This is a genomic window from Methyloceanibacter methanicus, from assembly GCF_001723285.1.
GTDB classification, from domain to species: Bacteria; Pseudomonadota; Alphaproteobacteria; order Rhizobiales; family Methyloligellaceae; genus Methyloceanibacter; species Methyloceanibacter methanicus.
On the sequence record NZ_LPWG01000005.1, the window covers coordinates 103167 to 129869 of the forward strand.

General features: G+C 66.3%; 28 protein-coding genes and 2 pseudogenes. 18 read left to right on the plus strand and 12 right to left on the minus strand.

The features are described 5' to 3' along the window. Positions 1-94: 94 nt before the first annotated feature. A pseudogene (locus AUC68_RS17495) lies at positions 95-364 on the plus strand (MarR family winged helix-turn-helix transcriptional regulator); the annotation flags it as partial. Positions 365-375: 11 nt separating this feature from the next. On the opposite strand, the gene AUC68_RS04165 reads toward AUC68_RS17495, so the two are convergent. The 5 genes from AUC68_RS04165 to ccmA all read right to left on the minus strand — a co-directional run bounded on the left by AUC68_RS04165 (position 376) and on the right by ccmA (position 3608). After that, positions 376-1206 (minus strand): DsbE family thiol:disulfide interchange protein, encoded by an 831-nt coding sequence (locus AUC68_RS04165; RefSeq protein ID WP_069436479.1) that lies wholly within the window; start codon positions 1204-1206, stop codon positions 376-378. A gap of 13 nt (positions 1207-1219) precedes the next feature. Beyond that, on the minus strand, positions 1220-1426 hold the full coding sequence (gene ccmD, locus AUC68_RS04170) for a heme exporter protein CcmD (protein ID WP_069436480.1): 207 nt from the start codon (positions 1424-1426) through the stop codon (positions 1220-1222). 15 nt (positions 1427-1441) lie between these two features. Further along, a complete protein-coding gene (gene ccmC / locus AUC68_RS04175) occupies positions 1442-2200 on the minus strand; it encodes a heme ABC transporter permease CcmC (RefSeq protein WP_069436481.1) in 759 nt (252 codons plus the stop codon). Positions 2201-2295: 95 nt separating this feature from the next. Continuing rightward, on the minus strand, positions 2296-2961 hold the full coding sequence (gene ccmB, locus AUC68_RS04180) for a heme exporter protein CcmB (protein WP_083240390.1): 666 nt from the start codon (positions 2959-2961) through the stop codon (positions 2296-2298). Further along, complete coding sequence (ccmA, locus tag AUC68_RS04185; protein WP_069436482.1) at positions 2958-3608, minus strand: heme ABC exporter ATP-binding protein CcmA; 651 nt, start codon at positions 3606-3608, stop codon at positions 2958-2960. The genes ccmB and ccmA overlap by 4 nt, the downstream gene beginning before the upstream one ends. 304 nt (positions 3609-3912) lie before the next feature. Between ccmA and acnA the strand changes: the two genes are divergently transcribed. The 3 genes from acnA (at position 3913) to AUC68_RS04200 (ending at position 8361) form a co-directional block, all read left to right on the plus strand. After that, entirely contained in the window at positions 3913-6612 is a 2700-nt protein-coding gene (gene acnA, locus AUC68_RS04190) for an aconitate hydratase AcnA (RefSeq protein WP_244500386.1), read from the plus strand. A gap of 278 nt (positions 6613-6890) precedes the next feature. Continuing rightward, positions 6891-7544 carry a DUF1223 domain-containing protein gene (locus AUC68_RS04195; protein ID WP_158008223.1) on the plus strand — a complete coding sequence of 218 codons (654 nt, stop codon included), beginning with the start codon at positions 6891-6893 and terminating at the stop codon, positions 7542-7544. Positions 7545-7977: 433 nt separating this feature from the next. After that, positions 7978-8361 carry a DUF2794 domain-containing protein gene (locus AUC68_RS04200; RefSeq protein ID WP_083240406.1) on the plus strand — a complete coding sequence of 128 codons (384 nt, stop codon included), beginning with the start codon at positions 7978-7980 and terminating at the stop codon, positions 8359-8361. 263 nt (positions 8362-8624) lie between these two features. On the opposite strand, the gene AUC68_RS04205 is transcribed toward AUC68_RS04200, so the two are convergent. From AUC68_RS04205 to AUC68_RS04215, 3 genes are all read right to left on the minus strand, one after another. Further along, positions 8625-9380, minus strand: coding sequence for a Bax inhibitor-1/YccA family protein (locus AUC68_RS04205; RefSeq protein WP_069436483.1), 756 nt, complete (start codon positions 9378-9380; stop codon positions 8625-8627). A gap of 160 nt (positions 9381-9540) precedes the next feature. Beyond that, positions 9541-12054 carry an ABC transporter permease gene (locus AUC68_RS04210; RefSeq protein WP_083240392.1) on the minus strand — a complete coding sequence of 838 codons (2514 nt, stop codon included), beginning with the start codon at positions 12052-12054 and terminating at the stop codon, positions 9541-9543. Positions 12055-12110: 56 nt separating this feature from the next. Beyond that, on the minus strand, positions 12111-12827 hold the full coding sequence (locus AUC68_RS04215; protein ID WP_069436484.1) for an ABC transporter ATP-binding protein: 717 nt from the start codon (positions 12825-12827) through the stop codon (positions 12111-12113). 138 nt (positions 12828-12965) lie between these two features. Between AUC68_RS04215 and AUC68_RS04220 the strand changes: the two genes are divergently transcribed. From AUC68_RS04220 to AUC68_RS04245, 7 genes are all read left to right on the plus strand, one after another. Beyond that, the gene (locus AUC68_RS04220; RefSeq protein WP_244500387.1) at positions 12966-13652 is read left to right on the plus strand and encodes an arylesterase; all 687 of its coding nucleotides are present in this window, start codon (positions 12966-12968) and stop codon (positions 13650-13652) included. After that, complete coding sequence (locus AUC68_RS04225; RefSeq protein ID WP_069436485.1) at positions 13649-14071, plus strand: NUDIX hydrolase; 423 nt, start codon at positions 13649-13651, stop codon at positions 14069-14071. Before AUC68_RS04220 ends, AUC68_RS04225 begins: the two co-directional genes overlap by 4 nt. Positions 14072-14178: 107 nt before the next feature. Next, positions 14179-15750 carry an inorganic phosphate transporter gene (locus AUC68_RS04230; RefSeq protein ID WP_083240393.1) on the plus strand — a complete coding sequence of 524 codons (1572 nt, stop codon included), beginning with the start codon at positions 14179-14181 and terminating at the stop codon, positions 15748-15750. A gap of 23 nt (positions 15751-15773) precedes the next feature. After that, positions 15774-16382, plus strand: a complete 609-nt coding sequence (locus AUC68_RS04235) for a CDP-alcohol phosphatidyltransferase family protein (RefSeq protein ID WP_069436486.1) — start codon at positions 15774-15776, stop codon at positions 16380-16382. Then, positions 16379-17023, plus strand: coding sequence for a phosphatidate cytidylyltransferase (locus AUC68_RS18085; protein ID WP_204376960.1), 645 nt, complete (start codon positions 16379-16381; stop codon positions 17021-17023). The genes AUC68_RS04235 and AUC68_RS18085 overlap by 4 nt, the downstream gene beginning before the upstream one ends. Then, positions 17020-17334, plus strand: coding sequence for a phosphatidate cytidylyltransferase (locus tag AUC68_RS18090; RefSeq protein WP_280138515.1), 315 nt, complete (start codon positions 17020-17022; stop codon positions 17332-17334). Before AUC68_RS18085 ends, AUC68_RS18090 begins: the two co-directional genes overlap by 4 nt. Before the next feature lie 13 nt (positions 17335-17347). Further along, positions 17348-18013, plus strand: a complete 666-nt coding sequence (locus tag AUC68_RS04245; protein ID WP_069436487.1) for a lysophospholipid acyltransferase family protein — start codon at positions 17348-17350, stop codon at positions 18011-18013. 10 nt (positions 18014-18023) lie between these two features. Here AUC68_RS04245 and AUC68_RS04250 read toward each other — a convergent pair whose 3' ends face one another. Continuing rightward, positions 18024-18518, minus strand: a complete 495-nt coding sequence (locus AUC68_RS04250) for an anthrone oxygenase family protein (RefSeq protein ID WP_069436488.1) — start codon at positions 18516-18518, stop codon at positions 18024-18026. Between the two features lie 50 nt (positions 18519-18568). Beyond that, positions 18569-19150, minus strand: a complete 582-nt coding sequence (locus AUC68_RS04255; RefSeq protein ID WP_069436489.1) for a hypothetical protein — start codon at positions 19148-19150, stop codon at positions 18569-18571. Positions 19151-19281: 131 nt separating this feature from the next. Here AUC68_RS04255 and AUC68_RS04260 point away from each other — a divergent pair, with 131 nt between their 5' ends. Further along, positions 19282-20502 carry a glycoside hydrolase family 3 protein gene (locus AUC68_RS04260; protein ID WP_083240394.1) on the plus strand — a complete coding sequence of 407 codons (1221 nt, stop codon included), beginning with the start codon at positions 19282-19284 and terminating at the stop codon, positions 20500-20502. 3 nt (positions 20503-20505) lie between these two features. On the opposite strand, the gene AUC68_RS04265 is transcribed toward AUC68_RS04260, so the two are convergent. Both AUC68_RS04265 and AUC68_RS04275 read right to left on the minus strand, forming a co-directional pair. Beyond that, complete coding sequence (locus tag AUC68_RS04265; protein WP_342027452.1) at positions 20506-22389, minus strand: FAD-binding domain-containing protein; 1884 nt, start codon at positions 22387-22389, stop codon at positions 20506-20508. A gap of 130 nt (positions 22390-22519) precedes the next feature. Further along, positions 22520-23502, minus strand: a pseudogene (locus AUC68_RS04275) (MBL fold metallo-hydrolase). 59 nt (positions 23503-23561) lie between these two features. Here AUC68_RS04275 and AUC68_RS04280 point away from each other — a divergent pair. The 6 genes from AUC68_RS04280 to AUC68_RS04295 all read left to right on the plus strand — a co-directional run bounded on the left by AUC68_RS04280 (position 23562) and on the right by AUC68_RS04295 (position 26697). Continuing rightward, positions 23562-24224 (plus strand): AraC family transcriptional regulator, encoded by a 663-nt coding sequence (locus AUC68_RS04280; RefSeq protein ID WP_244500391.1) that lies wholly within the window; start codon positions 23562-23564, stop codon positions 24222-24224. Next, positions 24143-24364 carry a helix-turn-helix domain-containing protein gene (locus AUC68_RS17510; protein ID WP_244500390.1) on the plus strand — a complete coding sequence of 74 codons (222 nt, stop codon included), beginning with the start codon at positions 24143-24145 and terminating at the stop codon, positions 24362-24364. Before AUC68_RS04280 ends, AUC68_RS17510 begins: the two co-directional genes overlap by 82 nt. Positions 24365-24436: 72 nt before the next feature. After that, on the plus strand, positions 24437-24871 hold the full coding sequence (locus tag AUC68_RS04285; RefSeq protein WP_069436539.1) for a Fur family transcriptional regulator: 435 nt from the start codon (positions 24437-24439) through the stop codon (positions 24869-24871). Between the two features lie 28 nt (positions 24872-24899). Continuing rightward, on the plus strand, positions 24900-25058 hold the full coding sequence (locus AUC68_RS16665; protein ID WP_158008224.1) for a hypothetical protein: 159 nt from the start codon (positions 24900-24902) through the stop codon (positions 25056-25058). Next, positions 25055-25834, plus strand: coding sequence for a metal ABC transporter ATP-binding protein (locus tag AUC68_RS04290; protein ID WP_069436491.1), 780 nt, complete (start codon positions 25055-25057; stop codon positions 25832-25834). Before AUC68_RS16665 ends, AUC68_RS04290 begins: the two co-directional genes overlap by 4 nt. After that, a complete protein-coding gene (locus tag AUC68_RS04295; protein ID WP_069436492.1) occupies positions 25831-26697 on the plus strand; it encodes a metal ABC transporter permease in 867 nt (288 codons plus the stop codon). Before AUC68_RS04290 ends, AUC68_RS04295 begins: the two co-directional genes overlap by 4 nt. Positions 26698-26703 lie beyond the last annotated feature (6 nt).

A 26703-nucleotide genomic window follows, 5' to 3' on the forward strand; every position in this document is an offset into this window, starting at 1 on the left:
GGGTGTGTCCTTGAATTGAGAGACATTGGGCGCCGGAAGTTGTTAGGTCCGAGTCTTCTGGGCCGAGGCGCCGTTCGATACGGGGAACGTCCTTATGACGACAAAGAGCAAGAATCCGCTCGATAACTCAGCCACGCATCTGTTGCATCGCGCAGGTCAGCGGGCGGCTGACATCTTCGCCGAAGAAGCAAAGAAGGGTGGCCTCACGCCCCGGCAGTATGCGGTCCTGACGGCCGTGTCACTGGAGGAAGGCTTGCCGCAGGCCGAACTCGTCGCGCGGACCGGGATCGACCGGTCGACCCTGGCCGACATCGTGGCCCGGCTCTTGGGGCGGGGACTGATTCAGCGCCGCCGCGCCAAGGAGGACGGCAGGGCTTACGCCATCAAGCTGAGCGCCAAGGGCATGCGCGCCCTGAGCAAAGCGCAGCCGGCAGCATCTGCGGCCGATTCCCGGCTGTTGGCGGGACTGAGCGCCACCAAGCGGAACGAGTTCTTGCAGACGCTCGGCCGGATCGTGGCGGCCGGGGACGACCCCGGCGAGGCTTCGTCACCGCCCGGCTTCTGGCCCGTTGCCGCGGGCCCGCCCTTGTTCTGCAACAGCGGCAGGATCTTCTCCTCGATGACGTCCTGTGTCAGCGGCCCGGCCTGCCGGAACGCGACCGTTCCGTCGCCTGAGATCACGTAGGTCTCCGGTACGCCGTATACGCCGAAATCGATGGCTGTCCGCCCCGAGCGGTCGACGCCGATATGGGTGTAGGGATCGCCGTAGCCGCCAAGGAAGCGGCGTGCCGCGCTCGCATCGTCCTTGTAGTTGATGCCGTAGAACGGGATCGCCGGATCCTGCGCGCGCAGTTTCTCCGCGAGCGCCATGACGTTTGGATGCTCCTCGCGGCAGGGCCCGCACCACGATGCGAAAAAGTGGATGATCGCGGGCGTGCCGTTGCCGAGCGACGCGGAGGTCACGTTCCGTGGCGCAACCGTTGCCGTGCCGGCCTCCATCAGCGGCGGCAGATCGAACGGCGGCGCCGGCTTTCCGATCAGGGCGGAAGGTAGGTTCGATGGATCGCCAGCCTTCAGGGCCAGGAAGAATAGGCCGGCGACGGCCGCAAAGATCACAAACGGCAGCAAGACACCGAACCGGCGCTTGGGCGCCTCGGTCTTCGGCGCGGCTTCCTTGCCGCGGTTCGGGTCCGTGTGTTCGATCATACGGATGTCTTCGCTATGGGGCGGTCCGCGTCACGGTCGGCGTTGCCGCGGGCCTCGGCTTCGCGGAACGCCGGGTGATGCCGCGCCGTTCGAGATCGGCCAACAGGCGGCGCTGCTTGCGGTCGTCGGCCACCGTCGCGACGGTCAGCGCGCCCAAGGCGACAAAGGCCACCGCGTAGGCGGCGATGATGAAGCTGGCATGAGGTCCGAGGCCGAGCATCGAAAGGTCCTGAGCTTAAGCCCGCGCCGCCTGGGCGATTTGGGCTTGTTGAACTTGGGTTTGTTGCAGCACGCGCACCCGGCGGCGCAGGATTTCGGCGCGCATGGCGATGAGATGCAGCAGCACGAAGAGCGCGAGAAAGGCGCCGCCCATCACGAAAAGCGGGGTGAGGAGCGCGGGGTCGATCGTGGATCCGCCGGTGCGGAACACGCTTGCCGGCTGATGCAGCGTGTTCCACCAGTCCACCGAGAATTTGATGATCGGGAGATTGACGGCCCCGACCAGCGCGAGGATCGCGGCGGCGCGACCGGCGCGGCCCGGGTCCTCGATTGACTGCCACAGGGCGATCAGCCCGAGATACAGGAGAAACAGGACGAGCAGCGAGGTGAGCCGCGCATCCCAGACCCAATAGGTGCCCCACATGGGTTTGCCCCAGAGCGACCCGGTGACCAGGATGACGAAGGTGAAGGCGGCCCCGATGGGCGCCGCGGCCTTGGCCGCGACATCGGCCAGCGGGTGGCGCCAGATCAGGGTGCCGAGCGCGGCGATGGCGATCACCGCGTAGCAGCCCATCCCGACCCAGGCGGCGGGCACGTGGATGTACATGATGCGGACCGTCTCGCCCTGCTGGTAGTCCGTGGGGGCGACGAAGACCGCTTGGTACAGCCCCACGCCAAGCAGGAGCACCGTCAGCGCGGCGAGCCAGGGAATCACCGTTCCGGCGAAGTTCAGGAAGCGCGTCGGGTTGGCGAGATTGGTCAGAGAGAATGTCATCGTTGCTGATCTAGTGGCTTTGGCCGCAAAGCGCAAAGCAGAAGCGGCAAGAAAAATCCGATAGCGGCGCCGAAAATATGGCCGGGTGGGCGTCCTCAGCGAAAGCCGGTACGGAGCGCGGCCGCCGCGGCGAGCGGCGCCAGGACCATGCTGGCCAGGCTGATCGCGCACAGCATGAAACGGCGGCCAAGGCGAACCGGGTCCGTGACTGCCGCGGAGATGGTGGAGACCCCGAAAATCAGCACGGGAACGTAGAGCGGCAGGACAAGCAGGGCAATCAAGAGCCCGCTCCGCCGCAATCCCAGCGTGAGGCTCGCGCCGATACCGGCGATGAAGCTGACGGCCGGCGTGCCCGCGAGCATGGCGAGCACCAGGAGCGGGATCGTGTGAATGGGGAAGTTCAACAGAAGCCCAAGCACTGGCGCGAGCAGCGCTAGCGGCACGCAGGTGGTGACCCAATGGGCGAGCGACTTGGACGCGGCCACGCCGGCGAGCGGCAAGGGCCCCATGGCCAGCACGTCGAGGGATCCGTCCTCGTAGTCGTTATGAAAGATGCGGTCGGCCGAGAGCAGCGCGGCGAGGAGGAGCGCGATCCAAAGAAGGCCCGGCGCCACGCGCGCAAGCAAGTTGAGGTCCGGCCCGAGCCCGAAGGGAGCGATGGCCACGACCACCAGATAGAAGCCGAGCGCGACGCCGATCGCGCCTCCTTCGCGAAAGGACAGAGCGATGTCGCGGCGGACGAGGGCGAGCACGGCCTTCACGGTGCGGGCTCCTCGGCCATGTCGAGCGCGTGCAGATCGAGCGTATGGGTGAACGCCTCGCCGAGCGGAACGTGGGTCGAGACGATCGCGATCCCGCCGGCCTCTCGGTGGCCTGTAATCGCCTGCCGGAGCCGTTCGACGGATGCCACGTCGAGCGAAACGGAGGGCTCGTCCAGCAGCCAGATCGGGCGCGGGCAGGCGAACAGACGCAGAAGCGCCAATTTTCGTTTCTGGCCGGCGGAGAGGAGCCCCGCGGCAATGTCCGCGATCGGCGCCAGTCCGAACACCCCGAGGGCAGCATTCACGTCGCCGCCCGTCGCATCTCCCCGCAGGTAGTCGGCCCAGAACGTCAGGTTCTCCCGGACGCTCAAGCTGGTCTTCACCCCGTTCAGGTGACCCACATAGTGGCAAAGCTCGGCCGTCGGCGTGCCGGCTTCGGCGCCCTTCGCCGAAATTTCCCCGGCCGCGAGCGGCAGCAGGCCTGCGATCTGGCGCATGAGGCTGGTCTTGCCGGTCCCGTTCGGGCCCTGAACCAGGAGGGCCTCTCCCGGCGCGAGCGCGAAGGACAGGTCCTCGAAAAGGCGGCGCCCGCCGCGGTCGCAGGCGACGCCCCGGGCTTCGAGGGTGACGGTGAAGGGGGTGTTCATGAAAGGTCTATGGCCGGGCTGCGCAAAGTTTCGGCATTTCGATGGGCTCTATGGATGGAAACCGCGTCTCTTCGCGTCATTGTCTGGTCGTCGCAAGGGTCTTTATAGTGGCGGAAAAGCGTGTATCCAAAGGTCAAGACGGCGGTTCCGCTCCAGATTGGCCCCGAAAACGGGCTCGGCGGCCTCATTCGGTGAGGTTTGGCCAAAGGCTGGGCACGGTTGGCTGCGTCTTTGCATGCCATTGGCGTAGGCGCTCATATTTGCTGGGACTTGCCCATCGATCGGGCTCGTAAAGGAGATTTCATTGACATCGGCGGTTTTGACCTCGCTCGACAGCTTCAAGTGCCGGCGCACTCTGAAGGTCGGTAAGCACGAGTACGAGTATTTTGATCTGAAAGGGGCGGAGAAGGCCGGGCTGACCGGCGTCGGCAGCCTGCCGTTCTCCCTCAAGGTGTTGCTCGAGAACCTGCTGCGGCACGAGGACGGGCGCAGCGTGACCTCCGACGATATCCGGGCCCTGGCCGAATGGGTACAGAACAAGCGCAGCGACCGCGAAATCGCCTTCCGGCCCGCGCGCGTGCTGATGCAGGATTTCACCGGCGTTCCGGCGGTGGTGGATCTCGCGGCCATGCGCGACGCGGTCGCCAAGCTCGGCGGCGATTCCAAGGAGATCAATCCTCTGGCGCCCGTCGATCTCGTGATCGACCATTCGGTGATGGTCGATGCTTTCGGCTCGGGGGCTGCATTCAAGTTCAACGTCGACAAGGAATACGAACGCAACGGCGAGCGCTACGCGTTTCTGCGCTGGGGCGCCGGCGCGTTCGACAATTTCCGCGTGGTGCCGCCGGGGACCGGCATCTGCCACCAGGTCAATCTCGAATATCTGGCCCAGACCGTGTGGACGAAAGAGGAGAACGGCGCGACGCTGGCCTACCCGGACACGCTTGTGGGGACCGACTCCCACACCACCATGGTCAACGGGCTCTCGGTGCTCGGCTGGGGCGTGGGCGGCATCGAGGCGGAAGCGGCGATGCTGGGCAGCCCGATCTCCATGCTCCTTCCCGAAGTGATCGGCTTCGAGTTCACGGGCGAGCTGAGCGAGGGCGTCACGGCGACCGATCTCGTGCTCACCGTGGTCGAGATGCTGCGCGAAAAGGGCGTGGTCGGAAAATTCGTGGAGTTCTACGGCCCGGGGCTGGATCACCTGCCGCTCGAGGACCGGGCGACCATCGCCAACATGGCCCCGGAATACGGTGCGACCTGCGGCTTCTTCCCCATCGACAAGGAGACGCTGGACTATCTGGAGGCGACCGCGCGCAAGGACTCGCGCGTGGAGCTGGTGAAGGCCTACGCCAAGGCACAAGGCATGTACCGCAAGGCGGACACGGACGATCCCGTCTTCACCGATACGCTGTCGCTCAATCTTGGAGACGTCGTGCCGTCCATCGCGGGTCCGAAACGGCCGCAGGACCGCGTCGCACTCACCAACGCCGCCACGTCCTTTTCCAAGGTCCTGGACCAGGAATACGGCAAGGGCGGCGAGGCGGACAAGCGCGTCCCCGTGGAGGGCAAGAACTACGACCTCGGCCATGGCGACGTGGTCATCGCCGCCATCACCTCCTGCACCAACACCTCGAATCCTTACGTGATGGTGGGCGCGGGCGTTCTTGCCCGCAACGCGGTCGAGAAGGGCCTCACCGTGAAGCCCTGGGTGAAGACCTCGCTGGCGCCGGGTTCGCAAGTGGTCACCGACTATCTGGAACAGGCGGATCTGCAAGACGACCTCGACAAGCTGGGCTTCAACCTCGTCGGCTATGGCTGCACCACCTGCATCGGTAATTCGGGACCGTTGCCGGACGAGATTTCGCGCACGATCCACGAGAACGGCCTTGCCGTTGCCTCGGTGTTGTCGGGGAACCGCAACTTCGAAGGCCGGGTCAACAATGACGTCCGGGCGAACTATCTCGCGTCGCCCCCGCTTGTGGTCGCGTACGCCTTGGCGGGGTCGGTGACGGTCGATCTCACCACCGAGCCGCTCGGCACCGGCAAGGACGGCAAGCCGGTCTATCTCAAGGACATCTGGCCGTCGACGAAGGAAATCGCGAAGCTCGTGCGCAAGGCGGTCAAGAAGTCCATGTTCAGGACCGCTACGCCGACGTGTTCAAGGGCGACCCGGAGTGGCAGGCGATGCGTCGAAGGCGGCCTCACCTATCAGTGGGACACCACCTCGACCTATGTCCAGGAGCCGCCCTACTTCGCCGGCATGACCATGGAGCCCGCGCCGCTGACCGATATCGAAGATGCGCGCGTCCTTGGCCTGTTCCTCGATTCGATCACGACCGACCATATTTCGCCGGCGGGCGCGATCAAGGCGGACAGCCCGGCGGGCCGCTATCTCACCGAGAACGGCGTGGCCCAGGCGGACTTCAATTCCTACGGGTCCCGGCGCGGCAATCACGAGGTGATGATGCGCGGCACGTTCGCCAACACCCGCATCAAGAACCAGATGGTCCCGGGCGTCGAAGGCGGTGTCACCGTGCACTACCCGTCGGGCGAACGCCTGGCGATGTACGACGCGGCGATGCGCTACAAGGAGGAGAACGTTCCGCTGGTCGTGTTCGCCGGCAAGGAGTACGGCACCGGGTCCTCGCGCGACTGGGCGGCCAAGGGCACGCGCCTGTTGGGCGTGCGCGCCGTCATCACCATGAGCTTCGAGCGCATCCATCGGTCGAACCTGATCGGCATGGGCGTCCTGCCGTTGACGTTCACGGACAATGCGTCTTGGGAGACCCTCGGGCTCGTGGGCAGCGAGACCGTGACTCTGAAGGGACTCGGGGATATACAGCCGGGTCAGATCGTCGAGGCCGTCATCACCTATCCGGACGGCAATGCGCGGACCGTTCCGCTGAAGGTGCGTATCGACACCTACGACGAGTTGGACTACTTCCGGAACGGAGGCATCCTGCACTACGTGCTGCGTGGTCTCGTGAAAGAAGCCGCTTAGGAGCACTTGGCCTGGCTTGAGAGGGTGCGCGCCGGCCAACACGGATCGGGGCCTGAATTGCCGGAGTTTCGGCGGATCCAGGTCACCGAGTTGTGACCGTGCGCGATGCGATTTTTCCAGAAAACTGGACGTGATTCCGGCATGCTGTGCGCCATGACAATTGCCATTTCCAGAGCCTCTCTGGCGCATCTCGGCGGCGCTTTGGCGTTTGTCCTTCTGGGTCTTGGAGCATATCCCATAGCCTCGCCGAAGAGCGGGATCCACAAAGCGAGATGCCGGTGCTGCTGGAACTCTTCACCAGCCAGGGCTGTTCGTCGTGTCCGCCGGCCGATGCGCTTCTGGAGTCCTTGCGCGATAAGCCGGGTGTGATCACGCTGTCGTTCTCCGTGGACTATTGGAACTATCTCGGCTGGCACGACACCCTCTCGAGCCCCGAGAACAGCGAACGGCAGCGCGACTACGCGCTCGCGCGCGGCGACGGCAAGGTGTACACGCCGCAAGTGGTGGTCGACGGCATCAAGCATGTGAACGGCGCCAATGAAGCGGCTATCGAGATGGCCATTCGCACCGCCGAGCGGCGGCTCAAGGATGTGAAAGTGCCCATGACCATGAGGGCGGAAGGCGACAGCCTGCTTGTCGATATCGCCGCGGCGCCTGCGGACTCCGACATGCGCGAGGCCACCGTGTGGCTTGCGGTGGCCAAGGACAAGGAAGTGGTGGAGATCACGCGCGGCGAGAATCGCGGCGAAACGATCACCTACACGCACCCTGTCCGTGAACTGATGCCGGTCGGCATGTGGAAGGGCCAGCCGGTGACGCTCCGCCTACCGCTCAAAGACCTGCACGGCATTGGCGGCGATTGCCTCGTGTCGCTGCTTCAGGTGGAAGGCGCAGGGCCGATCCTCGGCGCCGCGATGTTCGAGCCCCAATGACGTTCGCGCCTCGATAGACGCGCGGCTCGAGCCAAGGACGTGAGGGCAAGCGCCCGCCCCGCGAAACCCCAGGTTTGCCGCGTCCGGCCGCGAACGATTTCCGAAGAGACCCAGCCTAAAAAACAAAGGACCGGCAAGTGCCGGCCCTTTGCAGTGCCACTGAAAACATTGGCCCGGTCCTCAAGAGAAGCCCCGGGGGGCTGGGGGGCTTAGATTCCGAAACCTCTCAACGAGAACCGGGCCATAAGGCAACGATAGGGATCGTAAGGATTTGTGGGGCGTGCCGTTGACTGAAACGGGGCGGAACTGTGATTTATATTACGTTTTGTTACAGGTCGTGCTGCGCCGATCCGGCTGCCGCCGCGTCGCCCGAGCCGCTTGAATTTCCCCCGCCGCAGGGCCATCATGACGGTTCCGTCACAGGAGGCGCGTGTTGAGCGAAACGGAGCCAATAGTCTTGCCGCTGGCACGGGGCGCCGGCGGCGATCAGTATGGCTATGAGGGAGCGGCGCGGCGCGAAGGCATTGCATTCGATCGCGCGGAACTCAGCGAAATTCTCAACGTCTACGGGCGCAAGGTCGCGAGCGGCGAGTGGCGCGACTATGCCATCGACGTGTTGAAGGAGAAGGCCGTTTTTTCGGTCTTCCGCCGCTCCTCGGAGATGCCGCTCTATCGCATCGAAAAAATACCCAAGCTGGCGCGCCGCCAGGGCGCCTACAGCGTGGTCGCGGCCACGGGGCTGATCCTCAAGCGCGGACACGATCTGAAGCGCGTCTTGCGGGCCCTGGACAAGGGTTTGCAGCTCGTCAAATTCTGAGACGACTTCGCCGATTTTGGACAGCAGATAATAGAGAAGCCCCGGAGACGGGGGGACTCGGGGCTTCTCCGGTTCCGTACGGGGGGAACCTCGCGACGGGGAGGGAGGCCCGCCGCGAACTGGGAATCTGGCGACGATCCGCCGCTTTTCAAGCCTTGCAGCGGCCAGGAGCCGTCGAATGTCAAAAGGCCGCGTCCCGCAACGAAAAAAAGGCCCCGGCTGGGTGCCGGGGCCTTTCGTGCCTCTCGAAGCCTGCGTTGCGCTTAGCGGCGATCGCCCAAAAGCTGCAGCAGCATCATGAACAGGTTGATGAAGTCGAGATAGAGCCGAAGGGCGCCCATGACGGCCTTCTTGCCGGCCACGGTGCCATCGTCGTTGACGCTGTACATCTCCTTGATCTGCTGCGTGTCGTAGGCCGTCAGGCCCGCGAACACGAGCACGCCGATCACGGACACCGCGAATTGCAGCGCCGTCGAGCCGATGAACAGGTTCACGAGCGACGCGAGGATGATGCCGATCAGGCCCATGAACAGGAACGAGCCCCAGCCGGAAATATCCTTCTTCGTGGTGTAGCCCCACAGGGACAGCGCGCCGAACGCGGCGGCCGTGATGAAGAACACCCGCGCGATGCTTGTCCCCGCATAGACGAGGAAGATCGACGAGATCGATGCGCCCATGAGCGCGGAGAACAGCCAGAACAGCATCTGGGCCGTGCCGACGCTCATGCTCTGAATCTTGAACGAGAGGAAGAACACCATCGCCAGCGGAGCGAAGATCACGATCCACTTGAAGGCGCTGGCATACATCAGGTTACCGAACGAGGTCAGCCCCGTGATCGTGCCGTCCGCGCCCGTCACGACCGACATGGCGTAGATCACATAGGCAACGACACCGGTGATGGCCACGCCGGAGGCCATGTAGTTGTAGACGCGGATCATATAGGCGCGCAGGCCCTCATCGATCACGCCCGCATCTGCGCGTCCGATGGTCTGCCCATAACGTCTTTCGAGTTCCGCCATAAATTTCAATCCTTTGTTCCGTTGCTCAGAGTTGGGTATGGCAAAGGCCACATTTGCCTGAAATATGGGGTTTTCAGACTATTTCCGCAAGATGAAGGGATCGTGTCCGGATCTTCGGAAAGGCCGATCGAATTGTCGCCGTTCTCCGATCGATTCGACTCTACTCCGCCCGCAGATACGGCGCCGCCTTGACCGAGAGCACGCGCCAGGTGGTGATCGCGCCCACCGACAGCACCAGGGCGAGGGCAATCGCAACGGTCAGAAGCGCGGCCCAGGGGTCGAACACGAAGGCAATGTCGAAGGCGAAGGTGCACAGTGCCCAGGCCGTCACCGTGGCGATGATCACGGCGAGCAGCGCCGTGGCGAGTCCAAGCAGGCCGAATTCGATGAGTTCGGCGCCGAGGATCTGCCGCCGTATTGCACCCAGGGTCTTGTAGAGGACGGCGAGATAGGTCCGGCGCTGCTGGCCCGCGGAGACGGCGCCGGCGAGCACCGCCGCGCCGATCAGCAAGGTGAAGCCGGCGGTCGCGCTGATCGCCGCCATGAGCTTTGCCAGCATGGATTTGGCCGCATCGACGATGTCGCCGATCTTGATCGCCGTTACCAGTGGGAAGCGCTCGGCCAGGGACTGAACGATCTTGGCTTCCGTCTCCGGTGACGTCCCCTTCGGCAGTTCGAGCGTGGTGACGAGCCGGTGCGGCGCGCCTTTCAGCGTGTTCGGCGAGAATACCATCACGAAGTTGATGGCGAGCGACTCCCAATCGATCTTGCGCATGGAGGCGATCTTGGCTTCCACGTTGCGGCCGAGAATATTGACCGTGACCATGTCCCCAAGCTTCAGCCCCAGGCCGCGCGCGAGTTCGCCGTCGAAGGACACGAGCGGCGGTCCGTCATAGTCCTTGGACCACCATTCGCCTTCCTCGACCTCGGAGGAGCCCGGGACGCTGTCGGTGTAGGTCAAGCCGCGGTCGCCGGAAATGACCCAGCGCGTATCGGGCGAGACCTCGGCCTTGTCGACGGGCACGCCTTTCAGTTCGACGATGCGCCCGCGCAGCATCGGCGCGTTTGTCCATCTTGCGTCCGGCTCGATGGTCTTGGCCGTCGTCGTGAACGCGGCAAGGTCGTCGGGCTCCACGTCGAGGAAGTAATAGGCGGGCGCGTCGACCTCCACATGGCTTTCGATCTCGGCCAGCAGCGAGCCATGGATCAAAGCGACGGCGATGAGCAGCCCGAGGCCGAGCCCCAGCGAGACGGCGATGGCGCGGGCGAGAGAGCCCGGGGCGCCGATGCTCGCCCAGGCGAGCGCGACCGCCGGCGCTTCGTGCGCCGGTGCCGCGCCGCGTAGCGCGCACGAGGGCGCCGAATCCCAGCAACAGGCCGAACGCCAGGAGAATGCCGAGCGAGATGGCGGCGGTGACAAGCCGCTCGTCGCTCGCCGCGATCGCCAGGACGAAGAGCGCCAGCCCGCCGCCGCCGACCCGGCCGCAAAGGGCTTGGCCGAACGCGTCCGTTCTTCAGTGAGACCGGACCGCATAAGCCGTGCCGGGGACACGAGACTGGCGCGCCCCAAGGGCCACAACACGAACAGCACCATGGTGAGAAGACCCGCAAGTGCGGCCACGATGAGCGGCACCGGATGGGGCTCGATGGCGAGCGGCAAGGGCAGGGCCTCTTCGTAGAGCGTTGCGATGGCGAGCGGGGCGAGCGCCCCGAGGGCAAGGCCGATCACGATGCCGAGGCCTGCGAGCATCACCGCCTGGATCATGTAGACGTTGAGGACGAGCCGGCTGGTGGCACCGAGGCATTTGAACGTGGCGATGATGTCGCGCTTCTTCGCCATGTAGCTTTGGATCGCGTTGCCGACGCCGATGCCGCCGAGCAGCAGGGCCGTCAACCCGACGAAATTGATGAACTGGGTGAAGCGTTGCGCGTCGCGCCGGAGCGAGGGGGCCGGATCGGTCCAGTCGCGGATCGCAAACCCGCTCTGGGGAAACGCCGCCTCCATGGCTTTGCGCGCCTCTTTGAGGTTCTCCCGGTCCGTGCCCGCATCGTTCGGCAGTTTCACCCGGTAGATCCAACGGATGAGACTGCCGGGCTGCACGAGGCCCGTCTTGTCCAGCGTCTCTCGCGACATCAGGACTTTCGGCCCGTAGGACAGGCGGTCGGCCAGCCGGTCGGGCTGCTGGCCCAGCGTGCCGCCGATCGTGGTGGTGGCCTCGCCGATCTTCAGCGTATCGCCGATTTCGAGCCCCAAGCGCTCGAGCAGGATGGGCTGCACCAGTACGGTGCCCTCTTCGCGCCAGGCGGGACCCAGACCCTCGGGTGCAATCACGTTGACCTCTCCGTAGAGCGGATAGATCGCATCCACGGCCTTGACCTCGACGAGCGCGCTCTTGCCGTCCTCGCCCCGCGCCATGGCACGGAAGCTTGCGGACCGGGACACTTCGCCGAGGTTGCGTAGCGCGGCGGCCTCTTCGTCCGTCGCCTGGCGGTGCACGACCTCGAAGGACAGATCTCCCCCGATCAGGACGCGTCCCTGGTTCGCAAGCGCCTTGTCGAAGGCCGCGGCCAGGGAGCCGATCGCGGCGACGGCGGCGACGCCAAGCGCGATGCAGAGCACGAAGACGACGAGCCCGCCGGCGCCCGCGCGCAATTCCCGCAAGGCAATGGTCATTGCGAGGGAAGGGCCCGGGACGGCCGACCGCCGATCCGCGATGGCTGTGTGTGCGTTCACGAGGCGCTGGCCCGGGCTTCGACCCCGTCGTCCACGATCCGCCCGTCGGCCACGCTCACGATCCGGTCGCAGCGCGTGGCAAGCTCATGGTCGTGGGTGATGAGGAGGAGCGTGGCGCCGGTCCGCTCCTTCAGCGCGAAGAGCAGGTCCATCACATGGGCGCCTGTCGAAAGGTCGAGATTGCCCGTGGGCTCGTCGGCGAGAATGAGCGTCGGCCGCGTGGAGAGCGCCCGGGCGATGGCGACCCGCTGCTGCTCGCCGCCGGACAACTGTCCGGGAAAATGCGAGAGGCGATGGGACAGTCCGACCTCTTCGAGCGCGTCGCGCGCGACGTCCATGGCATCATCCTTGCCGAGGAATTCCATCGGCAAAGCCACATTCTCGATGGCCGTCATGGTCGGGACCAGATGGAAGGACTGGAAGACGATCCCGATCCTTTCGGCGCGCAACCGGGCCAAGCCGTCCTCGTCGAGCGTGCCGAGGTCGGTCCCGGCGACGGTGACGCGACCCGACGTCGCGCGCTCGAGCCCGGCCGTGACCATCAGCAGGGTGGATTTTCCCGAACCGCTGGGGCCGATGACGGCCACAGCTTCGCCCAAGGACACGTCTAGATCGATGCCGCGCAGGATGGCGACGGCGCCCGCGCGCGACGGCAGCGTGACATGCACGTCTTCAAGCTCTATCGCATGGGGCTGCTTCAGGGGTTGGTCCATGTTTGGAAGCGGGTCTCGGGGCTTGGTTGCGGCGGGGGCTATGCCCAGATCAAGGGCTTACCTATGTCAGGGCATGGTCGGGGCCGACTCGGCCGGTCCCGTAGCGTAGCGGCTTAGAGTAGGAGCAAACAGGTCGAAATGATGGAACGTGCCAATGTTTGTCCGCCTGCTTGTCCGCGCCGCCTCGTTGCGCTCTTCGCCGCCCTGTGGCTCGGCGTTGCGGGCCTGTCCTCGCCCGCGCGAGCGGAGCAGGACGAGACCGTTATCGTTGTCTTGGGCGACAGCCTGACGGCGGGCTACGGGCTGCCCAACGATGAGGCGTTTCCGTCGCAGCTCGAAGCCGCGTTGCGCAAACGCGGCCATAAGGTCCGCGTGGTCAATGCCGGTGTGTCCGGCGACACGACGGCGGCGGCCCTGCGGCGCCTCGACTGGGCGCTTACGGGCGACGCCGACGCGGTCATCGTGGAGCTCGGCGGCAACGACGCGCTGCAAGGCCTGCCCCCGGGAGCCACCAAGAACGCGCTTTCGGAGATCCTCGAAAAGCTTGAGGCCAAAGGGCTACCGGTCCTGCTGGCCGGCATGGAAGCCCCCCGGAACCTGGGGAAAGAGTACGTAACCGCCTTTGGCGCGATTTATCCGGCCCTGGCCGCGCGGTATAGTGTTCTTCTGTATCCCTTCTTCCTGGAAGGCGCCGCGCTCAATGCGGAGCTGATGCAGAAGGACGGCATTCACCCCAACGGCAAGGGTGTCACCGTCATTGTCGACAACATTCTGCCCAAGGTAGAGGCGTTGATGGCCGCGTCCCAAGCGAACGAGGACGGATGAGCGAACCTTTGAAACAAGTCGCGGCATTGCCCGTGGTCGAGACCTCGGAGGGCCCGCAGGTGCTCCTGATCACCACGCGCGGGCGCGGCCGTTGGACGATCCCGAAGGGATGGCCCAAACAGGGGACTCCGGACAGCGAGATGGCCGCGATCGAGGCCGCCGAGGAGGCCGGTGTCACCGGCAAGATCGACAAGACGCCGATCGGTTCGTTTACGTACACCAAGCGGCTGCATTTCTACTCCTGGGCCAAATGTGTCGTCGACGTCTACCGGCTGCGCGTCAAGACGCATCGGCTGGACTGGCAGGAGAAGGGCGCTCGGAAGGTCCGCTGGGCTTCGCCCGACGAGGCGGCCTCGCTCGTCGCGGACGCCGAACTCGCGTCTTTGCTGCGAAGCATTTTCCGGTTGGAAGCCGCCTAAGCAATCTCCAAGGCAAGAGGGCGTGCCCCGGGCGATGCCCCGGGCCATTGAGTGTGCGCACGCGAATGCCCAAATGCATTTCTTGGCCAAGCGGGGGATAGGGGTGCATGGCGGATCGGGACGACGGCGCAAAGAAGAAACGCGCAGACCGCGTCGTCAGACCGCGCGCCGGTGCCGCGACCTTCCGCCGGCGGGCCTTGGAGCCCGGGACTCCGCTTGACAAGGACTTGCGAAAAATCGAGCGGCTAGAAGAGGCGACACGCGCCGCCTCGCGCAGCCATGTCGCGCTTTACGCCACGCTGGTCTTCTTGGCCGCCGCCGCCGTACTTGCGGGCAGCCACGCGCAGAGCGGCCAGAGCGGCCAGCTCATCGTGCTGGCCACCCTCATCGGGGGCTACCTGGCGCTGACGATCGGCGCCAATGACGTGGCGAACAATGTGGGCCCGGCGGTAGGCGCGCGCGCCTTGAGCATGACCGGCGCGCTGGCGCTTGCGGCGGTGTTCGAGTGCGCGGGCGCGTTGATTGGGGGAAGCGAGGTCGTCGAGACGATCTCCGAAGGTCTCATCGATCCCACACAGCTTCCGAATACGGACGTTTTCGTCTGGGTCATGATGTCGGCGATGCTGGCCGCGGCCCTATGGGTCCACCTCGCCACCTTCATCGGTGCCCCCATCTCGACCACGCACGCGATCGTCGGCGGCGTTCTCGGCGCTGGATTGGTCGGACTTGGATCTTCGGCGGTCGATTGGGGGATCGTGGCGGGAGTCTTCGCAAGCTGGATGCTGTCGCCTCTCGTCGGCGCGCTCTTCGCCGCGGGCTTCGTCGCCTTCATCGAGATCAACATCAACTACAAGCCCGACAAGATCACGGCCGTGCGCCGCTGGGTGCCGGTCTTCGTCGCGCTCATGGCGGCGGTCTTCTTCGCCTTCATCGCGCTCAACGTGTTCGGCAGCGTCTGGGGCCTGCGGGTGCGATTGGTCGTTCCGGCTAGCCTGCTCGTTTTCGGTCTCGTGTACCTTCTGGCGGGGCCCTGGGTGCATGCGCAGTCGGAGGGCATGGAGAATCGCAACCAGAATGTCCGGCAGATGTTTCGCGGGCCGCTGATCTTCGCGGCCTGCTTGCTTTCCTTCGCCCACGGTTCCAACGACGTGGCCAATGCGGTCGCGCCGCTCGCCGCCATTCTCGAGAATGCCGGCCGGCCCCGGCTGTTGGACGCGGTGGGCGTGCCGTTCTGGGTCATGCTGCTCGGTGCCGTCGGCATCAGTCTCGGCCTGTTCCTGTTCGGCCCCAGGATCGTTCGCGTTGTCGGTGAACAGATCACCAGAATGAATCCGATGCGGGCCTTTTGCGTGGCCCTGGCGGCGGCGCTGACCGTGCTCATCGCGTCCGAGCTCGGGATGCCGGTCTCGACGACGCAGACCGTGGTGGGCGCGGTGTTCGGTGTCGGCTTCTTTCGCGAATACGCCGCGCGCTACAGCCGCCGGCGGCGCTACTACATTCTCACGAAGAAGGGCCGCCACGCGCCCCCGGTGCTTCCCGCGACCCGCGACGAAGTGCGCCGCCGAAAACTCGTGCGCCGCTCGCACTTCATCGGGATCGTGGCGACATGGGCCATTACGGTTCCGTCCGCCGCGGCCCTCGCCGCACTGATCTATATTGCCATCAACTGGATTCGCTGAGGGCGGGGAGGCGCGGCGCGGGCGTGGCCACGATTTACGATCTGAAGCCGGAATTTCAGGCCTTGCTCCGGCCCATGGCTGCGCGCCTCGTGCGGGCCGGCCTCACCGCCAATGCCGTGACGGGTACGGCGCTCGCCTTGAGCCTCGCACAAGGGGCGCTGATCGCGCTCTGGCCCGGCGCGCGCTGGCCGCTCCTTCTGGTGCCGCTGACCTTGTTCGTCCGCATGGCGCTCAATGCCATCGACGGGATCATGGCCAAGGAGCACGGCCAAAAGAGCGTGACCGGTGCCGTGTTGAACGAACTTTCGGACGTGGTGTCCGATGCGGCTCTTTATCTTCCCTTCGCCCTGATCGCGGACGTGAACGCGCCGCTGCTGGTGCTTGTGGTGGTCGTCGGCCTCATCACCGAAATGGCGGGTGTGCTCGGACCCATGATCGGCGCGTCGCGGCGCTATGACGGACCGTTCGGCAAGAGCGACCGGGCTTTCGGCTTCGGGCTGCTCGCGGTGCTCTTGGGCCTCGGGCTTTCCCCCGGCATATGGACGACGCTCATGCTCGCGGCGATGCTGGCTCTGTCCGTCTTCACCGTGTGGAACCGCGCGTGCCGCGCAGTGGCGGAGGCACGCGGATGATCCAAGCTCTCGGGTCCGCGCTCGGTCTGCCGCAGCACGTTGTCGTGGCGACGCTGGGCCTTTGGGCCGTCTTGATCGCGGCGACGGGGATCGTGCTCGCATTGCGCCTGCGTGGGCCAAGCGCGTATCAGGAGCTGACCGACCGTACGGTCTCCTGGTGGTGGATGATCGGCGCCTTCACCTTCGCGATCGCCGCGAACCAGGTGGTCGCCATCGTGTTTCTCGCGATCGTTTCCTATCTCGCCCTGAAGGAATATCTGTCGTTGATCCCCACGCGGCGGATCGATCGCGGACTGTTGCTGTTCGCCTATCTCGCCGTGCCGATCCAATATTTTTGGGCCGCCACCGACTGGTACACCATGTTCCTCGTGTTCGTGCCGGTTTGGATGTTCCTGCTCTTTCCGGCGCTCATGGCGCTCGCCGGCGAGACGCAGAACTTCCTGCGCGCGGTCGGCACCCTGTCCTGGGGCCTGATGCTCACGGTGTTCTGTCTGAGCCATCTCGCCATGCTGCTGGTGTCGGGCGAGGTGCACAATCCGGTCGCCGGCGGTGTCGGGCTGCTGTTCTTCGTCGTGGTGTTGGCGCAGTTCAAGACGTGGCCCAATATGTCTGGGGCAAGCTCCTGGGGCGGCACAAGGTGACACCCCGTGTAAGCCCGAAGAAGACGTGGGAAGGGCTGATCGGGGGCGTCCTGACGACGGTCGCGCTCGGTACCGTTCTGGGGCCGTATCTGACGCCCATGGATGCGCCGTGGTCGGCCCTCGCGGCCGCCGTCGTCGGCGTGTCCGGATTTCTCGGCGATATCAACATCTCGGCGGTCAAGCGCGATCTGGGCGTGAAAGACGCGGGCGGCTTGATCCCCGGTCATGGCGGCATTCTCGACCGGGTCGACAGCCTGACCTATGCCGCGCCCGCCTTCTTCCACTTCTTCCGCTATTTCTTCACGCCGTGAGGGCTCTGCGCGCATGAACGCCCTGACGCGCCTTGCGCGATTTCTGTTCTTCGCCGTCCTGGTGCGCGGCGTCATCCTGCTGGCGCTCGGCCTCACCGTGCGCCACCGCGAGCGGCTACCGCAAGAGGGTCCCGCGATCCTCGCCGCCAATCACAACTCGCATCTGGACACGCTGGCCTTGATGTCGCTGATGCCGTTGCCGCTCTTGCCGAAACTGCGGCCCGTCGCGGCCGCCGATTACTTTCTGACCGGCAAAGTTCGCAGCTGGTTCGCCCGCGAGATTGTCGGGATCGTTCCGCTGGAGCGCGCGAAAGTCCGCAAAGGCGCCAATCCGCTGGCCCCGCTCGAGGCGGCGCTCGACCGCGGCGAGATCCTGATCCTGTTTCCGGAAGGCTCGCGCGGCGCGCCGGAAGCGCTGGGGCGGTTCAAGACGGGCATCGGCCAGCTGGCCGCCGCGCGCACCGACGTTCCGGTCATTCCCGTCTACATGCACGGCTTCGGTAAGGCGCTGCCGCGCGGCTCCGCCCTGCTCGTGCCGTTCAACTGCACGGTCAGCGTGGGCGAGGCGCTACGCGGGTCCGGGCTCGATGGCGTCGGGACACGGCACGATTTCATGGCGGTCTATGAAGCGCGCATGGCCGCGCTTGCGGATCAGGAGACGGTTCCCGACTGGGACTAGGGCGTGCCCGTCAGAACGGCATGCCGATCTCGGCGAGCGCCAGCATGAAACAGGTGCAGGCCAGAAGCGTCGTCACGGCGCGCACATGGTTCCAGCGCAGCCAGGCCCGGCGATAGCGGCGCCACTGATCGCGTGCGTCCTCCGCGTCCGGCGAGGCGGCGAGCAGCACATTGTTCAAGGGCACGCTGCGCAACAGGGTGACGGCGAACCCGCCGATCAGGAACAAGGCGGCGCCGGCGAAGGCGAAGTGCGCGTGGGCCTCGCGCCAGTTGAAGAGCGCCGTGGCGCCGAGCGCGAGACACAGCAGGGCCGTTCCGAAAAACAGGACGAGGAAGGCCGGTGCCTTGATGGCGGCGACCGTGGCCTGCATGGCGACGATCCCGCGTTCCGCCGTGAGGCCGCCGAGCGCGCGCAGGAAGAACGCCGAGAAGGCGAAGAAATTGCCGGCCAGCAGCGCCGTGCACAGCGCCGCACAGATCGTCAGCACAAAGAGTATTTGGAGCATGCGACGGGCCTGCTAGCGGCCGCCGCGGCGCGCGCGCCCGGACCCGGCGCTCACCAATTGGGGTTGGTGCATTTCACGCCCCTTGCATTCACCGATGAGATCTTTCCGGTCTCGATGTCGATCTCCCAGGCCTTATTCAAGTTCGTCCACCATTCGGCCGCGTCCTTGCCGCTCGTCTCGCCCATGAAACGCAGCGTGTAGTCCTCGCCTTTCATGCAGGACGTGGAGAACGTATAGCCCTTGCGCGGCTTTCCCGCGACCAGGGCGTCGGCGACCTCGAAGCCTGCCGCGGACCCTTCCTTGGCCGTCACGACCAGCACGGTGCCGTCGTCACGGGCATAGTGGTGGACATAGAAAGGCGGTAGGACAAGCCCCCCGCCAAGATTGGTCCAGCCGTCGAGGCCGAAGCTGCCGGAATAGGTCTTGCCGATCAGGCTCTTGGCGAAGTCCTCGTCGGACACGGGCGCGGGTTCCGCCTCGCTCTCGGCCGTTGTCTCGGCCTCTGTGGCTGCTTCGGCCTCCGCGCCGGCTTCCGGCCCCGGCGTCGCCGCCGTTTGGGCGTAGGCGCTTCCCGCCGTCAGGAGCACGATGAGACAGGCGGCAGTCAACGACCAGATCGGTTTGCGCGTCATTCCTCTTGCCCACATCCCTCTCACCCAATTCATTGCGTCCTCGCGGACGCCGCGTCCGCGACGGGCGCCCCCAATGTTCGCGCGGTAGCCTATTCAAAATCCCAGCAAGATTCGCCACTAATCTTGCCCTCATGACCTTCCGTTCGGGCTTCGTTCCCAGCATGCCTGCGGCCGCCTTTGCCGCACTGTCGTTCGCGGCCCTTGTTCTTGCGGGTCCTGTTTTCGTGACGGTCGCGCACGGTGAGGAGGGGTCGCTGCCGACAGCGCACGCCATCGACGCCGGCGATTGTCCATCGCGGCGTCTCGACACGATGATCGGCCAGACCATCATGGTCGGCTTCCCCGGACTCCGCGAACAGGACCGGGGCGTCCGGGCCGTGCTCGCGCAGTTGCGTCAAGGAACGGTCGGCGGTGTGATCCTGTTCCCCGACAATATCGGCGACAGAGCCCAGCTCAAGGCGCTGACCGATGCGCTGCGCGCCACCCGGTCGGGCCTGCCCCCCTTCATTGCGGTGGATCAGGAAGGAGGTGCGGTGCAGCGCCTCCGGGCCCGGAAGGGCTTCGACTGGTTCCCCTCCGCCAAGCTGGTGGGCGAGAATCTGAGCCTCGACGCCCAGGAGATCGCCGGGGAGATCTACAGCCAGATGGCGTTGGAACTCGCCGGCCTCGGTTTCAACTTGAATCTGGGGCCCGTCGTCGACATCAACTCGAATCCGGGCAATCCCGTGATCGGCGCGCGGGGACGGAGCTTCGGCGACAGTTCCGACATCGTGTCGCCCATGGCCGCGGCGTTCATCAACGCCCATCACGAGGCGAATGTCGCGACCGCGGCCAAGCATTTCCCGGGGCACGGCTCGAGCGTCGTGGACAGCCACCGCAAGCTGGCGGACATCTCGCAGAGCTGGCGCGAGGAGGAACTCGATCCCTATCGCCGCCTGGTGCTCCAGGGCCTGCTCGATGCGGTGATGATCGGACATCTCTACCATCCGCGCTTCAGCGACCTGGAAGGCCTGCCGGCGTCCTTGTCGGTCAAGGCGGTCGGGGCCCTGCGCGGCGCGAACGGGCTCGGGTTCGACGGCGTGATCATCAGCGACGATATGGAGATGGGCGCGATCACGCAGGCGTTCTCGCCGGAGGAGGCGGCCGTGCGGGCAATCCGAGCCGGCACGGACATCCTGGTCTTCTCCAATATCGAGCGCGGCGATCCCCGTTTCGGTGCGCGCATCCATCGCGCGCTTGCCGAAGCCGTGTGCGACGGGCACCTCGGCGAGGCGCGCGTCGAGGACGCGTATCGGCGGATCGTGCGGCTGAAGGAGCAGCTTAAAACAAGGACGCTGCCGCGCGCCTGGTAGCGGCTATTTGAGACTTTCGAGCGCGCGCAGCGCGCGGGCCCGCGCGGCCGCGTGGTCGACGATGGGCCCCGGATAGGTGCCCCCCAATTCGACGTTTGCTGCCGCCAGGACGGCGGGCGCGGCCTCCCAGGGCGCATGGATGTCGCGCGAGGACAGACCCGCCAGCTCCGGAACCCAGGTGCGAATATAGCCGCCGTCGGCATCGAACTTCCGGCTCTGGAGCACGGGATTGAAGATCCGGAAATAGGGTGCGGCGTCGGCGCCGCAGCCGGCGACCCATTGCCAGCTCGCGGCATTGTTGGCGAGGTCCGCGTCCACCAGCGTGTCCCAGAACCAGGCCTCGCCCTCCTGCCAGGGCAGGAGCAGATGCTTGACGAGAAAGGAGGCGACGACCATGCGCGCCCGGTTCGGCATCCAGCCCGTCTGCCAAAGCTGGCGCATGGCGGCATCCACCATCGGGTATCCGGTTTGGCCGCGCTGCCAGGCGGTGAGTGCCGCTTCGTCCTTGCGCCAGGGAAAGCGCGCGAATTCGGGCCGCAGGGGCGAGTCCGGCAGGGCCGGAAAGCTGTGCAGGAGGTGGTAGGAGAAGTCCCGCCAGCCGAGTTCCCGCAGGAATGCTTGAGCGCCTTTCCGCACGGCGCTGTTTCCCGCTTCTGCCGCATGGGTGACCGCGTGCCAGACTTGCGCGGGGCCGATCTCGCCGAAATGCAGATGGGGCGACAGGCGCGATGTGGGATTGGCCCGCAGGCCGTCGCGCCGTTCGGCATAGGTGGCCATCCGCTCCTCGATGAAGGCGCTGAGCGCGTTCCGCGCCGCCTCTTCGCCCGGCGTCCAGTCTGCCCGGAGCCCGCCGGCCCAATCGGGCCGGGACGGCTGCAGTTCGAGAGCGTCGAGGGGGACGCCGTCAGTCGAGGCAAAGTCCGTGAACTTCGGCACGCCCATTGGAACCGGCGGCGCCGGGCGCGCCAGGCACGCCTTCCAGAACGGCGTGAACACGCGATAGGGGCGCCCGTCCTTCGTGACAACGTCCTCCGGCGCGAAGAGAAGCCGTCCCCGGTGGTGATGGAACGCCACGTCCCGGTCCCGGCACAACGCGGCGGCGGCGTCCTCGCATCGCGACCCGAAGGGCTCGCAGCTTCGCGTCAGGTGCAGGGCGCTGGCGTTCGTCTCCCGAAGCACCGTGGCCAGGACATCGCGGGTCCGTCCCCGGCGCAGGACGAGCGCGCCGCCATGGGCGGCCAAAGAGGCGTCCAGCGCCTTCAAGCTCTCATGCAGCCACCAGCGCGATGCGCCACCTTCGGGCCGCGCGTCCTCTGTCTCGTCATCGTGGATGTAGAGCGGCAGGACGGGCGCGCCGGACCGCGCCGCGGCGGTGAGCGCTTCGTGATCGGCGAGGCGCAGGTCCTTGCGGAACCAGACGATCGCCGGGCGGGCGGCGCCGGAAGTCAAGGGTTGGCCGTCGCCGCCAGGGCGGCCTCGTGCAGGGCGCGGGACTCGTCGCCGAAGCAGCAGAACACCACGGCGCCCGATGCCGGGGACGTCCGGCAAGGTCTCGCGGACGGTGCGGACCGCGATCAGGGCCGCGCGGTCGGGCGGGAAGCCGTAGATGCCGGTCGAGATGGCCGGGAACGCGATCGAGGCGAGGCCGTTCTCGGCGGCAAGGTGCAAGGCGGTGCGATAGCAGCTTGCGAGTTGCTGGCCCTCGCCGCGCTCGCCGCCGCCCCAAACCGGGCCCACGCTATGAATCACGTATGGTGCGGGGAGATCGAAGCCCGGGGTGATCCGGGACTCGCCCGTGGGGCAACCGCCCAATTCGGCGCACGCGCCGGCGAGTCCGGGGCCGGCCGCACGGTGGATCGCGCCGCAGACCCCGCCGCCCGGGGCCAAGGCTCGTTCGCCGCGTTCACGATCGCGTCCACCGCGAGACGGGTGATATCCGCGTCGACGATCTCGATCCGGTCTTGCATGGGCCCATTGCAGGCCGGGACGGAGCACGGATCAAGTCACGATCGTGCCATCAGACCTTGAGCTGATAGGAATGCGCGAGCCAGCGGTAGCCGCCGTCTTTCCGCCGTTCGACATAGCCGAGCGAGGGAAAGGGCATGTGGAAGCCGCTGACCGCGACACGGTCGGCCGCGGCCATGTCGAACATCCGGGCACGGGTCTTCGCGGCCTGCTCCTTGTCGACGTCGAAGACGCAATGCCAGTCCGGCCGCGCGAGCGAGGCAACCTGGTGGTGCGCGCAGTCGCCCCAAAACACCAGCCGCTTGCCGCCGCTCTCGATGTCGAAACCGAGATGGCCGGGCGTGTGCCCGAAGGCCCCGATGGCGCGGATGCCAGGCACCACCTCGTCTCCGGGGTTGAGGAACGTGGTCTTCTCGGCGAACGGGACCACGTAGTCGCGATAGAGCGCCGCGTGTTTCGCCAAGTCTCCGGACGGGCGGTCGCCGCTCCAATAGTCGTAGTCGACGGCACCGGTCACGTAGCGGGCGTTGGGGAAGAGCGGTTCGCCCTTCTCCAGGACGCCGCCGATGTGATCGGGATGACCGTGCGAGAGCACGACCACGTCGATCTGCTCCGGCGTGAAGCCGCGGGCGCCAGTTGCGCGGCGAGCCAGCCGCCGTGGGGCCGCGGCACGAAACCCCGTTCGCCGTTGCCCGTGTCGAAGACGAGCACTTGCTTGCCCGTATTGACGACCATGGGTGTGAAACCTGGCCGGTACTTGTGCGCCGGGAGAAGGTTCTCCCGCATGAGTCCGTCCACCTCGGCGCGCTCGGCGCCGCCGCCGATCAGCGGCCAGGGACCGTCAACGAAGGCCTCGGAATCGGCGATCATCGTCACTTCGAAATCGCCGAGCTTGAATCTGTAGGTCCTGGGCTCCACCGGTCCCAGCATGGGGGCGGCGGCCAGGGCCGTGCCGCCTGCGCCGAACAACGGTACGGCGGCAACGGCGCCCGCGCTCCCGAGGAAACGGCGGCGGGTGAGGTCCAGGGTCGACATGGGTGATTTCCTCCGTATCGTGGTCCGGCGCACACTATTCGAGGAAAGGGCTCAACGACTTGAACGAACGTGCTGCGACAAGAGGCGCCGACGGCCGGCCGCTCTGGCATGTGAACGAGGGCCTGTCGCTGTTCGCGGGCGCCCTTGGGCGCAATGCACGCCACAGCCACAGCGTGCCGGTGTTTCTCGCCGGACTGTACGAGCGCTTCTCGTTGCGCGTTGGCGAGGGCGCTTGGCAGCGTTGCCGCGCCGCCGTCGTCCCCGCCGGGCTTCCTTACGAATTCGACATGGCGGGTGCTCCGCTCGCGGTGCTCTATGCGGAGCCGGGGCGGCTGTCGGCGGGGCAAATGCACCGCCTCGTCGGCGCGGCGCGTTCGGAGCAGGGAGCGCTGGTCGGCCAAAGCGGCGAGGTCTCCCTGTTGCGGGAGAGTTACGAGGCCCAGGACAGCGCCTCCTGGCTGTCGGAGGCTCTCGAGGATCTCGCGGGATTCGCAGAGCTTCGCGCGAGGCCATCGATCCGCGTATCGAGGGTGTCTTGCGCGGTCTCCGCCGGAACCATCTGGCGTTTGGCCGGGCGGACAGCGCGGCGGCTGCGGCCGGCCTGTCGGCGTCGCGGTTTCAGCATCTCTTCACGGCGGAGGTGGGCGTTCCGTTCCGGCGCTACCGGGCCTGGTGCCGCATGCGCGCGGCTATCGCCGCAGTGCTCGACGGATGCAATCTGACCGATGCGGCCCATGCGGCCGGCTTCGCCGATCAGCCGCATTTTTCGCGAGACTTCCGCCGTTTTTTCGGCGCACCGCCCCACCATGGCCTTGCCGACGCACGGCGCCGTCGCGAGGCAGCGGCGGGCCGAAGTCGATAAGGCTGCCTTTCGCGTTCGGCAGGCTCCTTTCGGCTTGACGCCGGCCGAGCGCGTTATGTTATATCATTGATCATGACCAGTCCCCATCATCATGCTGGCGGAAGCCCGGCGCGGAAGCTGTCTCCCAATCAGAGCAAGATCCTGGGCTGTCTGCGCGAGGCGGGCGAGCCGATGAGCGCCTATGCCATTCTGGACCGGGTCCGCAAGTCGGGCATCGCCCATCCGCCGACCGTCTACCGCGCCCTGAACGATCTGATGAAGAGGGGCATGGTGCATCGGCTCGAATCGCGCTCCGCCTTCATTGCTTGCGGGCATGGCGAATGCGACGGGCGGTTCGCCTTCGCCATCTGCCGGGCGTGCGACAAGGTGATCGAGATTCCGCTCGGGGAAAAGGAGCAGGCGCGGCTTCTGGGGCTCGCACCCGCGGAGATTTCGCCCGAGACGGTGACCTTGGAGATCGCCGGGCTGTGCGAGTCCTGCGGTCTCGCGCAAGCCTCGCCGGCCTAGACCAACACCATTCCGAGAGGGCTTCGCCTTGCCATTGGATGACTCCTTGCCGCCGGCGCGGCACGCCCCCGTCCAGTCCCGCGTGCTGGGCGTCTCGCTGCTGCGCGCTTCGACCGCTCAGCGGCTCGTGCTCGTGGCGGCGATGCTCTCGGTGCTATGGCTGGCCGTCCTATGGGCGCTGCAATGAAGACCGGCCACGTGGATGGGGCGCTGCCGGCCGTCAGCTTCGAGAATCTGACGCTCGGCTACGACCGCCACCCGGCGGTGCACCACATCACCGGCGACATCCCGCGCGGCGCGCTTCTGGCCATTGTCGGCTCGAACGGCGCGGGCAAGTCCACCTTGCTCAAGGCGCTGGTGGGAGAGCTGAAACCGCTCAGTGGACGGATCGATTATCACGGCCATCACAGGAACGACATCGCCTATCTGCCGCAAGTGGTCGAGATCGACCGTAGCTTTCCCATCTCCGTCTTCGATTGCGTGGCCATGGGGCTGTGGCGCGAGATCGGTGCCTCGGGCGGGATCGACGGCGCCTGCGCCGCGCGCGTGGCGGGCGCGCTGGAGGCGGTCCATTTGACCGCGCTCGCGAACCGGCCCGTGGGCGCCTTGTCGGGGGGCCAGTTTCAGCGGGTTCTGTTCGCGCGGCTCCTGTTGCAGGACGCCAAGATCATTCTCCTGGACGAGCCGTTCCGGGCCGTCGACGCCAAGACCATCATCGATCTCATCGGGCTGATCGAGCGGTGGCACGCTGAGGGCCGGACGGTCGTCGCGGTTCTGCACGATATCGATCTCGTGCGCCGGCATTTTCCGCAGACCCTGCTGCTCGCGCGCGAGGTTCTGGCCTGGGGCGATACGCCTGCCGTGCTGACCCCGGTCAATCTCGACCGCTCACGCCGGTTCAACGAGGGCGTCGACGAGCATGCCACGGTTTGCCATCACGACGAGGCGCGCGAAACCGCATGATCGATGCCCTCCTCGAGCCTTTCACCGAGTTCGCGTTCATGCGCCGGGCGCTTGTGGGATCGCTCGCCATCTCCATGACCGCGCCGCCGATCGGCGTGTTTTTGATGCTGCGCCGCATGAGCCTCATGGGCGACGCCATGGGGCACGCGATCCTGCCGGGCGCGGCCATCGGCTATCTGCTCGCGGGGCTGTCGCTCTTTGCCATGAGCCTCGGGGGCTTTGCCGCGGGGCTTGCGGTCGCGCTCGCGGCGGGCCTCGTCGCGCGCTCGCGGGTGATCCGCGAGGATGCGAGCCTTGCGGGGTTCTATCTGCTGTCGCTGGCGCTCGGCGTGTTTCTGGTGTCCGTCCACGGCACCAATGTCGACCTGCTCCACGTGCTGTTCGGGTCGGTCCTGGCATTGGACGATGCGGCATTGCTGCTCGTCGCCGGGATCGCCACGGTCTCCCTCCTTACGCTGGCGGCGCTCTACCGCCCGCTCGTGCTGGAGTGCTTCGACCCGCATTTCCTGCGGTCCGTGAGCCGCTGGAGCTCCCCGACGCATCTGATCTTCCTCGTCCTCGTGGTGCTCAATCTCGTCGCCGGATTCCAGGCGCTCGGCACCTTGATGGCCGTGGGCATCATGTTGCTGCCGGCGGTCAGCTCGCGATTCTGGGCCGACAGCGCGGGCGCAATGATCGCCGTCGCCATCGTCGCGGCCTTCGTGTCGAGCGTGGCGGGGTTGCTGATCTCCTATCACTACAGCGTGCCGACCGGCCCGACCGTCATCCTGGCCTGCGGCGCATTCTATCTCTTCTCGATGTTCGCCGGCCGGAGGGGCGGAGCCCTCTGGGGGCTCATGCCGCGCAAACATTTGGAAGCCTAACCGTCC